This is a genomic window from Ruania zhangjianzhongii, assembly GCF_008000995.1.
Taxonomy (GTDB): Bacteria; Actinomycetota; Actinomycetes; order Actinomycetales; family Beutenbergiaceae; genus Ruania; species Ruania zhangjianzhongii.
In genome coordinates this window covers 743,586-756,720 of sequence record NZ_CP042828.1, presented here as the reverse complement: position 1 = coordinate 756,720, position 13,135 = coordinate 743,586, and the positions used below count along the sequence as shown (strand labels likewise).

The following is a 13,135-nucleotide window of genomic DNA, read 5'->3' as shown; positions in this document are numbered from 1 at the left end:
GCAGCAGCGTACCGAGCACGGACCCGAATTCTGCCAACCGCTGCATAGAATAGAGGCACCGGACAACAGTGAGGGAGCCCCCTTTGGCAACCAAGACCATCGTCGAGCTCAGCGATGACCTCGACGGCACGCCCGCGCAGCACACGGTGCGGTTCGCGCTCGAGGACTCCATCTACGAGATCGACCTGAACTCGGCCAACCGAGACAAGCTCGTCGGTGCGATGGCGCCGTTCGCCGCCGCCGCGCGGCGAGTCCATCGTGCGGGCTCCGCCGGCGGGGCCACTCCGGTCGATGCCCGGGCAGTACGCGAATGGGCCCGAGTGAACGATATCGAGGTGCCCGCGCGCGGGCGGATCCCGGACCGGGTGGTCGAGCAGTACCGCGCGGCCGGGAACTAGCCGCTCCGCTGCCCGGACCTCACCGCTCAGAAGTCGATCCGCATCACGGCGCGGCGCAGCGTCGGCGTGCTCACCTGCCGGAACCCGGCAGCCTCGAACATGCCCACCAGCCCGACGTGCAGCTCCTCGCTGATCACCGCCGTGGTGACGATCGGGTATCCCTCGAGCGCATGCGCTCCACGCCGCCGAGCGTGCTCGACCGCCGCCCGCGCGAGCGCGCCGGCCACCCCGCGCCGGCGGAATCCTGCCCGGGTGACGAAACAGGTCACGGCCCACACGCCGTCGTCGGCCTTGTTCTCGGTCCGGCCCGCCCAGGGCACCTTCGCCACCCGGAGCAGGCCCGGGTAGGCAGTGCGCGGCTCGAGGGCGCACCAACCCACCGGCTCGGTGCCGGCATAGGCGAGCAGGCCGGTGGTGCTTGGGGCGTCCGGTCGACCCGGGTCGGTTTCGGCGCGCAACCGGTGGCTGAGCTCCTCGGGGCCGAGGCGGGCGAAGGACTCACCACGGGCCAGCTTGTAGCGCTGGCACTGGCAGCGGCCCGCGCTCGCGCAGGAGCCGACCACCTGCTGCAGGTCCGCCCAGGGTGCCTCGTTCGCGGGCACGATGGTGTAGCTGACCTGGTCGGCGGCAGCGCTCACCTTCCTCAGACTGCCCTGCTCGGCGGCAATTGCCAAGGAGTGTGCTGATGCCGGGCCAAGATTCCGACGGCGGTGGCGGGCCTGGTCTGGCACGCTTGACGCGGCTGGGCGGTGGAACCAGGAGGTGCAGGCGTGCTCGATCCGGAAGCGGTGATCCGTTGGCTGGACCTGTCCGGTGTGTTCTTCAACGCGATCCTCGGTGGCGTCGTGGCCCGCGAGCACCGGCTCGATCCGATCGGCTTCGCCGTGCTGGCAGTACTTTCCGGCCTGGGCGGCGGCATCATCCGGGACACATTGCTGCAGGCTGGGCCGCCGGTGGCGTTCACGGACAACGCCTACGTGTTCACGGCGCTGGTGGGGGCGGCGATCGCGTTCTCGATCCGGCTGGAGGGGCGGGCGTGGGACCGGGCGTACCCGCCGATCGACGCGCTCGCCCTCGGGGTCTGGGCGGTGGTCGGTGCGCAGAAAACGCTCGCAGTAGGCTTGGGCCCCCTCGCCGCGATCATCCTGGGGATGGTGACCGCGGTAGGCGGCGGATTCGTCCGGGACATGGTGCTGCGCCGCATTCCCACCATCCTGGGTGGCAGCACGCTGTATGCCACCTGTGCACTGGCCGCGGCCGGGGTGGCTGTGCTGCTCACCGGGCTCGGGCTGTCCACTCTCGCCAGCTTCGTGGCGACGGCGGTCGGTGCGGGGCTGTGTCTGCTCGCCCGGTACCGGGGCTGGGTGCTGCCGGCGGGTACCGGGTGGCGGCCGCCGCGGCCCTCGTTCCGCCGGATCCTGCCCCGGCGGAAGAAGTCCTGACGGCGCCGCAGGAATCGAGTGCTCGCAAACGCGCAGGTGTGCGGCAGCTGGACTGTGCATGACCGGAAACTCGGTCAGCGGGCCGATGGTGGTGGCGCGGGGGCGGCCCGGTAAACAGTGGCTGAAAGGTTGGTGCACCGGTGCGCGCAAGCGGTGGCCCGCACCACCGGCCGGTTAGCCTGAAGACAGTACTCGATCAGCACGAAGGAACCCGCTGCCATGACGCTCGTGATCGCCCACCGGGGGAACTCCTCGGTGGCCCCGGAAAACACCCTGCCCGCCCTTGCCGCCGCCGGCTTCGCCGGTGCAGACATGATCGAGATCGATGTGCAGGTGGGCCGCGACGGCGCCGGGGTGGTGATCCACGACGACTTGGTGGACCGCACCACCGATGCCGCCGGTCCGGTGAACGCGCTGGACACTGCCGAGGTGGCGCGTCTGGAAGCCGGGGGCTGGCTGGACCCGGCGTACGCCGGTGCCGCGGTGCCGATGTTTGCGCACGTGCTTGAGCTGCTCGGCCGATTCCCGGAGGTGGGGTTGCTGCTGGAGTTCAAGGGCACCTGGGCGCCCGGCCCCGCCGGTGACCTGCTCGATGCACTGGCCGCCACGGCGGTGGCCGACCGCACCATCGTGCAGAGCTTCGACCTGGAGACGGTGCGCACCCTGCGCGAACTCGCCCCGACGATTCCCTGCGGCGGGCTGGCGCGGGCAGGCGACGCCGAGACCATCGCGATCTGCCGCGACCTGGGCCTGGTCGCGTGCAACCCGAACCTGCGCAGCGTGATCGAGGACCCGGCGTCGGTGCAGCGGATGCACGAGGCTGGCCTGAAGACCTACCCGTGGACCGCGAACGAGCCGGCCGACTGGGCCGCACTGGTGGCCGCCGGGGTGGACGGCATCATCACCGACCGCCCAGACCGCCTCCGCGGCTGGCTGGCCGCCCAATCCTGACGCCCCACACCACCCACCCACCCCCACCCGCGGTCGTCATGTCAGACGTGCGCTATGGCGCACCTCTGACAGGACGACCCGGGAAGCCGGGTAGGGCTCACGCCTCCTCGAACCCGGACTGGTCGAATTTCAAGGTGCGGGCGTTCTCCGAGACGGTCCGCACCTGGCCGGCATCGAACCCCTCGCTCTTGATGGCCTCAACGTCGATGCGCACGGTGAGCTGCACTCCCGGCTGCGCGAGATGGGCAAGTACCTCGTCGTGCACCTTCCTGAAGTCGAGTCCGAGCGCATCGGGCCGCAGCTCGCGCGAGCCGAAGAACCTGGTCTTCGGGGCTGGCTCCGTAGGTGGCACAGCCGTCCCGCCCACGGGGTTCGCCCCAGCGGGCGACGGCGTCCCCTGAGTTCCACCGTCTGGCTCACCTCTCCCTGCGGGCACCGTGGCTGTTCCGCCCTGGTCGGCGCGGGAACGGCGCTCGGCCTCCTCGGCCTGATCCTTCTCCCGCTGGGCACGCGCCCGCTCCGACTGGACCACGAGTGTGCTGGCCGTGACCATAGGAGCGGAACTTGCGTCGTCAGGCAGCCACAGGCCTCCATATCGCTCGGTTGATTCGTCCCATGCCTCGGCGAGCGCGAATCCGTCCCGGTCCCAGGTGACGAGGTGGTCGGTCACTCCCTGCCCGAGCACCTGCTGGTCTCGCAACCGGCTCAGGTACGGGTAGCTGGCGAACGCCGCCCAGAGCTCCCCGACGCTCACGTGCCCGGCCGCCCACAGTTGAGGGATCCGATCCAGTTGACGGCGGATGTTCACCGCCGCCTGCCGGGTGTTCAGTTCACCGTCGTTGCCGAGCCGCCGGGTCACTCGTTCGGCGAGCGAGTCAGCCGAGCCCTCCACTTTTCGCTCGGAGATGCGGAACCCCGTGCCGGCCTCCCGCTCAGTAGGCAGCAGCGCCCACTGGTAGGTGTTCAGTAGTCGCGATCGGGCGGTCTCCCCGGCCTGCCGTCGCCGCTCGATCGCCTGGTTCTTCTGGTTCTCAGTCAGATCGAGGTCAGTGGCGTGGTCGGCCACCTCGCTCCAGCCGAGGAACTCACGCACCGCGGCGTTCAGCTCAGTCATGCGGCCGGAGTCGGCGGCGAGGAACACCACCATGTTCCGGTAGGTGCGGGCGGCCGAGCCGCGGCGTTCGGCGGCCTGGCGGGCGAACGCGCGAGCGGTGGAGTCCTGGTCGTCGCGCTTGTGCGCGTACTGGGGGTGCAGGATCACCAGCCGGGCTTCATCGGTATCCGGGATGTCAGCGTTCTCCTCCGGGCACACGTGCACGCCGGCGAAATCGCCCCGCTGCATCGACTGGTCCTTGAGGAGCCGCTGGATCTCGGCCCAAACCTCTTCGTCATGTAGGCGTTCGGCGTGGTCCTTCGCGCGGCGAGAGATGTTCGCCTGCAGGTCATACCAGAATTTCCCGGCACCGGAGTAAAAGTAGGTGGCCCGGTCGCCAAGCGCCGCGAGCGCGGAGTGGAAGTTGCCGGTCACATCGCCGGGGACTGCCGTGCCGAGGAACACCCTGGTGGTCTCGATCCCCTTCTGCGCACTACCGAGCCGGGGTGCGGAGCCGATGAACACGGTGCGAGCGAGCCGCTTGGTCACCGACCGCTGCCCGAACACCGGCCGCCCGGCATCGATCCGGGCGGGTTCGGACTGCGGCCCGTCCACATCGGCGTCGATGACCGCCTTCCACGAATCCGGCAGGTACTGGGTGAGCTCGGAGTTCACGTCCCCGGCGGCCAGCGGCACGGACCCGGGAAGAATCAGCGGAGAGGCATCCTCACCTACCCAGAGCGCGTGGATCACTACGTTCAGCAGCCGCAGCACACCACGGGTGCGCTGGAACCGCTCTAGGGACGACCAGTCCTCATACAGCCGGTCGAACAGTTCCGGATGGATCGGGTAGGTCTGCCGAATCCGGGCCTCGTACTCACTATCGCGGGCATCCGTGGGGAAGTCGCCCGGGTTGGCCCGGTACATCTCGCCGAACTGGCGCGCCACGGACCGGATCTCGGCGAGCGCTTGGGCGTCCGGTTGTACGAACAGCCGCTGCCGCACGATGTGATATGCCTCGTTGGAGGACGCTGGCCGCCACTGGTCGGCGACCCGGCGCACCACGTTCTGCAAGCGGCGCAGCGCCTCCTGGCCGTGTGCTCCGCCTACCTCTTCTTCGTTACCGACGACGGCGCCGGCCGACTCGCTCTGGTGGGAGGCAGGGATGGAGATGGCCAGGAACAGCCCGGGGATCGCGGCCGCCGCTTCGGTCAGGGATTGGGCGAAGGTGAACTGGGTGTCGAACGCCCCGCCAGCCTGGGTCTCGGGGCTGATGAGCTGGCGGGCGTAGGCGACCCATTCGTCGATCAGGATCAGCGCCGGTGCGTGGCTGCGCAGTAACCGATGCAGGGCTTCCCCGGGGGCGGTGCTCGCTTCGTCGCTGGCGCGGACGATCTCGTAGGCGTCCCGACCGCCGAGCTGCCAGGCGAGCTCGCCCCAGAGGGTGTTGACGCGGGTGCCGTCCTCCTTCACCTGTCCGGAGACGGCGAGGTGCTGACCGACCAGGGCCACCCGCCGCACATCGGTGGTGGCGTCGTATCCGTGCTGCGCGAGCAGCTCCTGAACGTCCTGGGGGTAGTCGGCGGCTGGTCGCCCGGCTGCGAGGTGCCAGAGAGCGAGCATCGAGTGGGTCTTGCCACCACCGAAGTTGGTCTGCAGGTTCACCACCGGGGAAGCATTCTGGTCTCCGGCCAGGCGCCGGACGGCTCGGCCGACGAGATCCTGCAAGCCCTCGGTGAGGTAGGTGCGGGAGAAGAACTCGACCGGGTCGGCATAGGCGGCGTTCGCCTCAGTGTTGGTGGCTACCTGGTAGAGGTCGGCGGCAAACTGGGCTGCCTGGAAGTTGCCGGTGGCGACGTCCTCGTGCGGCGGCAGCACTTCCCGCCAGGGTCGGCGACCGGAGACCTCCGGGCTGACCACCGAGCTGCGGATGCTGCGCCGGTCGTCCTTCTCGGCGGTCACGCGGCGCAGACTGAGCCGCAAGTCGCGGACCTCATCGGCAGCCTTGGGTGCGCCGATGGCACGGGTGAACCGCTCCGCGGTGTCAAGAGCTCGGTAGGCGTCGTCGTCGGTGAATGACTTCCCGTGTGCCCAGTCGTTGCGTACTCCGAACAACTCACTCGCATGGCTCTCCTCCACTCGGGAGAGAAGCTTGCTGAACGGCCACCAGCCGCGCTTGACCTGGTTCGCGATGCCCTGAGTGATGAAGCGCAGCTGCAGGTACGGGTCCTCTGCCGCGTACTCCTTACCCTTGTTGCCCTTGTCCTGGTCGCGCAGGCGGACGAGATCCACCCAGGTGGTCCCGGCGGTCAGCTCGGAGCCGACAGCGCGGTGAATGAAGGCCTCCAGGTTCGGGGAGAGCAAGTCGAACATCTTCCCGATGCGGTCGCGGTTGGACGTGGCCATGTCAGTTGCCTCCCATGTTCGATCTATCGGCGGTGACGGACGCCGGTGTGACTGGCTGTGCCGGGCCGTCGTGCCAGCCGGCGTAGTCGGGCGGACGGGCATCGCGGGGCGGGCCCGCCTCGTCCGGCTCGTCGACGCCATCCTCAGGGTCGTCGGGCTCGGCCGCGTATAGGTCGGGAGCCTCGCTCCCGCCGAGCAGTTCGTCGTCGTCGAGGTCCCGTGCGGCCCGTTTGCCCATCGCAGTCTCGATCAGTTGCAAGAGCGCTTCCCGGCGGTGGGTGAAGAAGGTGGTGAAGTCACCGGCCCGCAGGGCTGCGACGTCAATCTGGTGCGCAGCGACGATCGCGTCCAGGTCCTCGGGTGGGATGCCGACTCGCCCGTACAGCCGCGGCATGTAGACGGCCGGAGACACTCCACCGACGGCCTGGTTGGTCTTGCGCGCGAGCGGCGTCTTGTTGACGATGCTCTCCCGCAGCGCCGGGTCGATGTCGTTCTTCAGGCACCACGCCTTGGGGAAAATGTGGTGGATATCCACGGCCAGGTCGCGGTAGTGGGCCCGGTCGAACGGCTGGTTGAACAGCCAGTCGCGGGTGTCCTGCGCCATCAGGAGCGCATAGATCCCCTTGTAGGCGGCAGCGTTGCGGGTGCGCAGGGAGAGTAGCCGCGACTCGACGAAGTTCGCGTCCTCGACCGTGCGCGGGCGTGCCGCGGTGGCGCCGTCGAGGTCGCGCGCCCATTCGGGCACCTGTTCGAGGTCGCGGGCGAACCGGGTCTCCGTGCTAGAGGAGTACAGCTCCCCCAGCACGCCGCACCAGTACCAGTGCGCAAGCCGACGGCGCACCCCGTGCACGTCCATGTCCTCCCCCAGCACCACGCGCACCGTGGCGAGGGAGACGATCTGGGTGGGATAGGGAACGTCACGCCCGCTGTGGATGTGCTGGTCCTCGAGGAAGGCCGCCACCCACGGCAGAGCCCCGCGTACGCGCGGCGCCCACGTGAGGTAGTCGGAGAGCTCGAGGTCGAGCACGTCTTCCTTGCGAGCCGTGGTCGCACCGTCGGAGCGCAGGGATGCCAGCAGCGTGACGGCCTGCAGGAACTCGGTCGACCCGACACCCTCGAGCACCGGGTGGTGGCGGATCACGGCGGCGGTCTCGTCCCAGTCGGACTTGAGTCGGAAGTCGCGACCGTACTCGCGGAAGTAGTCGGGATCGCCGGCGAACTTTGCGGTCAGGAGCTCGAAGACGGTGAGCTTCATTCCGCCTTGATTGACCTTCTCGAAAACGGTCGTCACAGCCGCTTTGCTCGTGGAGCGGTCGAGCTGGATCGAGGGAATCTGATAGCCCTGCGCCGGTCTGATCAGCGTGTTGAGGACGGTGCGCGCGGCGGTGGAGTCGGGGTAGTCCCAGAGCCAGTCGGTGCCTTCGTCGGCGTAGGTAAGGCTCAGCGGGAAGAGCCCTTCGGCGATCTGGTTCTCCCGGGTGGAGACGTCAAGGACGACGTCACGGTCGAAGTTCTCCTTCAGCTTGCCGTCCGCGGGCAGGGAACGGACGGCGGCGTCCAGGTCATCGGGGGCGTTCAGGGCCCGGGTGAGGTCGAGGTAGTAGCGACGATCGACCTGCTTGCCGTTGGCGTTCACCGTGGCGACAGGTCCCGTGAGCGCCTGACACAGGGAGGTGAGCCGCTGCTGACCGTCGAGTACGAGCAGTTCGGGTTCGACTGTGTCCGGGGCGATGCCGGAGCCCTCGATCGGGCTGGGTTTGAAGCGGACGTTCTCGTTGCCGGTCTCCAGGGTCATGATCACCCCGAGCGGGTGCCCCTGGAGGATGGTCACCAGCAGGGAACGGATCCGTTCGTCGTCCCAGACATAGCCGCGCTGGAAGTCGGGAAGTTGGATTCTGCCGCGCCGGATCTTGCTGATCAGGTCCTTGAGCGGGTTCTGCGGGGTCTGGAAACCCATCGGTGTTCTCCCCCTGGGAATCAGATGTCGGTGAGGTCCATGGCGGACTGGGCGTAGGCCGGGCCAGCGCTTCTCGCGGCGTCAAGGATGTCTCCCCAGGAGGTGACGAGGGTGTTGAAGGCGAGGGCGTCGCCGGTGCGGCCATGTTGCTCGGCGATGTGGAAGAGCAGGTAGGCGAGCTCCTTCACCTGGTCATCCTCGACGGCGCCGTCCGGACGGTTGCGGGCAGCGGCGAGGAAGGCGCCGGCGGCGGGGATTCCCTCGGTGCTGAGTAGCCGGATGAGGTGATGCGCTGCTTCCCACGTGCCGGTGTGGTCATCACCGGCCACGTCATACTCGGCGGGCAGGTCGTCGGGTCTGAGGAGGGTGACCTTGCCGGCGCGGCTGGTGAGGATGCCGCCGCGGTCGAGGGTGGCGACGGCAGTGTTCCGGGAGCGGGCCATGTTGTCGGCGTCGCCAAACTGCCCCGTTGAGTAGCCGTGGGCGCGGTACCAGGCGATGGCGAACCGGGTGGCGGCGTCGAAGTCGCCCTCCTGCTCGTTGAGCACCTGGTCGAGGATCTCGTTGATCCGTGCCAGGGCGGAGCGGACGGTCATAGGTGAGCCGTCCGGTTCGTGGACCGCGGAGTAGCGGGAGAAGACCGCCATCCCGGGGCCGATCGCCGCTTGCGGCAGGTCGACGGCGGCGATGCGTCCGTGCTGCAGCTCCCGGAGGGCTTGCGGCAACTCGTCCTGCAGGTCGGTGATGAAACCGCGTCGATCCGTCGCAGGGGCATCCTCCGGACGCGGGCGGAGGGCGAGGACGATGGAGGACGCCAACGCGTTGGCTCCTTGGCCACGCATGCGATTGGACAATTCACTTCGCACCGGCCACGTAGCGGTGATCGCCCAACCGGAACGGATCATGCCCTCGAGCAGGGTCTCCCAACCTGATGACGAGGTGCCTTCAGCGTTCGTGTCGGACTGCTTGAAGGCGTAGTAGACGGTGATCGGATAGTCGGGCAGCGCCGCCTCACGCGCGCGGGCGAACACGCTCCGGAATCCATCCTCGAAGAACGACTTAGCCCCATCCTTACCCCCGTGTCTGAACGGCTCGGCGACGAGTTCCTCAGCTTTAGGCACGAGCAGCGTGCGAAAGAGGTCCGGGTGAACGTCTTGGAGCGTTCGGCGCTGCCAGACGTAGAAGAAGTCGGACAGATCCGCATAAGGGACATTGTCGTAGTAAGGCGGATCGGTGGAGATGAGGGCGCCCGCGTAGGAGCGGGCCGATGCGTCAGCCTGTTTCGTGATAGAAGCCGGCCCGCCAGTATCGCGGATCGCCTTGCAAAGGCTTCCCAGGCTGACCTCGTAGGAACCGGCTGCCGTCCCGAAAGGCGTGGTCTCGGCGAAGTCCCATATCATCGGAATCACCTGCCGGCTGAAGAGGTTGCGGATCTGTTCCCTGGTGTTTTCCCACCGCGCAAGCCCGTTCGCGATATCTGCCAGCCGACTCACGCCCAACCCCAGGTAGGTCGCCACCGCGTCACCGTAGGCCTCTGCGCCGGTGCCACCATCGGTGAAGCGTTCCCCACGCGACATCCCCGCCGTGACCGCATCGGCGACCACACGTTCTCGGGCCTCGGCGACCATGTCGCTGAAGGTGGTGAGCGCCACGAGCTGGCGATTGGTGAAGAGGTCCACCCATCGTGTCAACCCATAGTTCTGCACGCGGAAACCAAGAGCCTCCATCGGAAGCTCGCCATCTGGCACATCCACCGGCTTTTCCACCTCGGCGGCGGCAGCATGCTTGGCATCGGGTTCGAGGTACACCCGCCGCCGGTTCCCCTCGGCAACTGTCGCCATGAGTTGGGCACCGATCCGGCCGGCTCTGCCTTCCTCGCGGATGTACTCCAGCGAGACGCCAGTGCTACACGCAACGCACTCGGCGCCCTGACGTCCGACCGTACCGTCGCTGACCGGACCGCTCGCATCGTGCCCGATCCGGTACGCCATCCGCCGCCCGCTCGGGTGATCGGGGTCGCCGACGACCTCGGGGACGACGTAGGCCTCCTTGCCCTTCTTCTTGCCGAGCCACCAGGATCGGACCAGCGGCATCTCGATCCGGCAGGCCGGGTTCGGGCAGGTGACGGTCCTGGCCCAGATCCAGGCGATAACGGTCGCCGGCTTCCCGTCGACGTTCGCCTTCGGATACAGGTGACCGATGCGGCGCTCGGCCTCCTCGCGCATCCACTCGCCGTAGGCGCGCACGTCAGCCGCGAGACCTTCGGCGCCGCGCCAGGTGCGGATCTCGGAGTCGGCCAACCCCGGTGACACGGGTGCCTGGTCCCGGAACCGGGGCGGGATCTCGATCAGCGCCTTGTTGATCAGCACAGCGACCGAATTCAGGTCCGAGGCGTGCGCCTCCAGGCCAAGACGCTGTGCCTCCAACGGAATCGTGCCGCCGCCAGCGAACGGATCCAAGATCGGTGGCGGGTTCCCGCGAGTGGACGCCATGATCTCGTCCCGTGCCTCGGCAAGCAGCTTCTCATCCCTGACGTTCTCCCAGACCACCAACCGCTCGATGATGTCGTGGAGCCGGTTCCGCTCAACCTGCTGCTCCTCTGCGGTGGGGAAACGGTCCGGGTGAGCGGACGGGTCGTCGACGAGCTGAGCGAACAGCACGGCGCGGGCTGCCGCAAGGGGGCGCCGCGCCCACCACAGGTGCAGTGTGGAGGGGTGCCCATGCCGGATCGACTTCTCCCGAGCCGACTCGGCGTTGATCACCTCCAGCGGTAGTGCGACCTCGATCAATTTCCGCTTCGGCTCCACCCGTACTACTCCTTCAACACCCAATGTATTGGGCTTCGATGCGCGCACGAACGCCTACCAACTCGTGACGTGACACCTCAGCGCGCCCACTCCATTGGGCACGTGTCCACTATCGCAGAGGACACCGACATCCGGTGCATAGATGCGGTCGTCGGCCTCTCGTGGTTCGGGTGCGATTCCGAGGCACCTGGTGCGTCAAACCGGCACCCGAACCGCCATCGCGATGCGACCAGCGCACGGTGAGTAAACGTGATCACGCACGGGACGCCGTCGCCGGATGCCCAATGCAGAGGGCTGCCGGCCTTCGGAACGGACGCCTATTATACGGCCATGAAGGCAGCCATCGGAGTGACGGATGCCAACTGGGCCGCCTACCTCCGCGACCGGCCCCATCTGACGGAGGCGAACTTCTGGGTGCCACGGCCGCGGGCGACGTGGCGGGTGGCCGACCAAGGGTCAGCGTTCTTGTTCAAGACGCACTGGCCGGCGAACCAACTCGTCGGCGGCGGGTTCGTCAGTGGCTACGCCCAGTTGCGGGTGAGCGAGGCGTGGGAGCTCTTCGGGGAGGGGAACGGCGTCGAGAGCCACGCGGATCTGCTGCGGGCGATCGCCGCCTATCGCAAGGACCGGGACCCGGACCCACTGATCGGGTGTTTGCTGCTGCGCGACCTGTTCTTCGCGCGGGAAGGTACCGAGCTCGACGGCCCGGCCGACTTCGCCAAGAACATCGTGCAGTGGAAGTCGTACGCAGCCGACGGGAGCACCATCGAGGAGGCGATGGTCGCGCTACTGGCACGGTCGCTCCCGCGGGGCGGGGACTCCCCCACGTACGGAGACCCGAGGCTGATGGTGCCGCGGGTCGGGCAGATCGCATTCCGTGGGCTCGTGCTCGACGCCTACCAGCGGCGGTGCGCGATCACCGGCGATCGGATCCGACCGGTACTGCAGGCGGCGCACATCCGGCCGATCTCACGGGAGGGCAAGCACCGGGTGAGCAACGGGCTGCTGCTGCGATCGGACGTACACACGCTGTTCGACGAGGGCTACCTTGGCATCGACGAGAAGCACCGGCTGCACGTGAGTCCAAAGTTGCGCACCGAGTTCGGAAACGGGACCGAGTTCTACGCGCGGGCCGGGGAGCCGATCGCGGTGCCGGCGAAGCGAGCGGATCGGCCCGAGCCAGATGCGGTGACGTGGCACATGGACGAGGTGTTCCTGCGGTAATGACGGTCACCGCCACTGCGCACGAACAGGCTGTGGATATCGCGGCGACCTTCCAGGCTCCTTCTGTCAGACTGACAATGTGATCGCGTCTGTGTCCCTGCTCGAACGGGAGATGTATACCGAGGCTGAGGCCGCCCGGCTCCTCCGTGTGCCTCCGAGCACCCTGCACTACTGGCTCGAAGGCGGCACGCGACGCGGTACGACCTACCTCCCTGTCCTGCGGCCTGAACCCACCGACACCCGCACGGTGACCTGGGCCGAGTTCGTGGAGGCCGGCTTCCTGCGCCAATACCGACGCGACCTACGCGTCCCGATGCCAGAACTCCGGCAGTTCATCGCCATCCTCCGGGACGAGCTCGGCGTACCGTCGCCGCTCGCCACCTTCCGGCCCTGGTCGGTGGAGAAGAAGTTGGTGATCGAGGCGCAAGACCGGTCCGGTCTGCCCGACGATCTCTGGGTCTACGCACCCGTCGGCGGCCAGCAAGTGCTGCTGCCACCGGGACAGAAATTTCTCGACCGCGTCGACTGGGAGAACGATGTCGCCGCTCGATGGCGCCCCGATCCGGAATCGGACTCGCCCGTGGTCATTGACCCAGACCGCCGCTTCGGGCGGCCGTCCGTACACGGCATCAGCACCGAGGTGCTGTGGGAGTACTCGGAGGACGGATACACCGAGGCGGAGATTGCCGAGGAGTACGCGTTGTCGAAGTCAGACGTTTCCTGGGCGATCACGTTCGAGAACACCATCCAGGCCGCATAAGCAATGCGCACGGCGGCCGTCAGGTTCTACTTCGACGCCGACGTGCTCGGACTTGCCCACACCGTGTGCCGGCTACGACCGGACTGCACATACCCCG

General features: G+C 68.0%; 9 protein-coding genes. 5 read left to right on the top strand and 4 right to left on the bottom strand.

Translation table 11 applies throughout. The features are described from left to right. Positions 1-83: 83 nt before the first annotated feature. Complete coding sequence (locus FU260_RS03500; RefSeq protein ID WP_147915800.1) at positions 84-398, top strand: histone-like nucleoid-structuring protein Lsr2; 315 nt, start codon at positions 84-86, stop codon at positions 396-398. Positions 399-424: 26 nt separating this feature from the next. Here the strand turns inward: FU260_RS03500 and FU260_RS03495 are convergent, their stop codons facing one another. After that, entirely contained in the window at positions 425-1,036 is a 612-nt protein-coding gene (locus tag FU260_RS03495) for a GNAT family N-acetyltransferase (RefSeq protein ID WP_235912381.1), read from the bottom strand. A 132-nt stretch (positions 1,037-1,168) separates the two neighbouring features. Between FU260_RS03495 and FU260_RS03490 the strand changes: the two genes are divergently transcribed. Both FU260_RS03490 and FU260_RS03485 read left to right on the top strand, forming a co-directional pair. After that, on the top strand, positions 1,169-1,840 hold the full coding sequence (locus FU260_RS03490) for a trimeric intracellular cation channel family protein (protein WP_147915799.1): 672 nt from the start codon (positions 1,169-1,171) through the stop codon (positions 1,838-1,840). A gap of 219 nt (positions 1,841-2,059) precedes the next feature. Then, entirely contained in the window at positions 2,060-2,791 is a 732-nt protein-coding gene (locus FU260_RS03485; RefSeq protein ID WP_147915798.1) for a glycerophosphodiester phosphodiesterase, read from the top strand. 97 nt (positions 2,792-2,888) lie between these two features. Here FU260_RS03485 and FU260_RS03480 read toward each other — a convergent pair whose 3' ends face one another. From FU260_RS03480 to FU260_RS03470, 3 genes are read right to left on the bottom strand one after another with little or no spacing between them, the layout of a single operon-like run. After that, on the bottom strand, positions 2,889-6,290 hold the full coding sequence (locus tag FU260_RS03480) for a DUF499 domain-containing protein (protein WP_187368407.1): 3,402 nt from the start codon (positions 6,288-6,290) through the stop codon (positions 2,889-2,891). A gap of 1 nt (position 6,291) precedes the next feature. After that, positions 6,292-8,247 carry a DUF262 domain-containing protein gene (locus tag FU260_RS03475; protein ID WP_147915797.1) on the bottom strand — a complete coding sequence of 652 codons (1,956 nt, stop codon included), beginning with the start codon at positions 8,245-8,247 and terminating at the stop codon, positions 6,292-6,294. A 20-nt stretch (positions 8,248-8,267) separates the two neighbouring features. After that, positions 8,268-11,054 (bottom strand): DUF1156 domain-containing protein, encoded by a 2,787-nt coding sequence (locus FU260_RS03470; RefSeq protein ID WP_147915796.1) that lies wholly within the window; start codon positions 11,052-11,054, stop codon positions 8,268-8,270. A gap of 330 nt (positions 11,055-11,384) precedes the next feature. Between FU260_RS03470 and FU260_RS03465 the strand changes: the two genes are divergently transcribed. Beyond that, on the top strand, positions 11,385-12,278 hold the full coding sequence (locus FU260_RS03465) for an HNH endonuclease (RefSeq protein WP_147915795.1): 894 nt from the start codon (positions 11,385-11,387) through the stop codon (positions 12,276-12,278). Positions 12,279-12,357: 79 nt separating this feature from the next. Continuing rightward, on the top strand, positions 12,358-13,038 hold the full coding sequence (locus FU260_RS03460) for a DUF433 domain-containing protein (protein WP_147915794.1): 681 nt from the start codon (positions 12,358-12,360) through the stop codon (positions 13,036-13,038). Positions 13,039-13,135 lie beyond the last annotated feature (97 nt).

What these genes read in the sequence shown, in the direction of transcription:
- FU260_RS03475 (WP_147915797.1), bottom strand. Translation starts at nt 8,247, where the DNA reads ATGGGTTTCCAGACCCCGCAGAACCCGCTCAAGGACCTGATCAGCAAG.
- FU260_RS03465 (WP_147915795.1), top strand. Translation starts at nt 11,385, where the DNA reads ATGAAGGCAGCCATCGGAGTGACGGATGCCAACTGGGCCGCCTACCTC.
- FU260_RS03480 (WP_187368407.1), bottom strand. Translation starts at nt 6,290, where the DNA reads ATGGCCACGTCCAACCGCGACCGCATCGGGAAGATGTTCGACTTGCTC.
- FU260_RS03485 (WP_147915798.1), top strand. Translation starts at nt 2,060, where the DNA reads ATGACGCTCGTGATCGCCCACCGGGGGAACTCCTCGGTGGCCCCGGAA.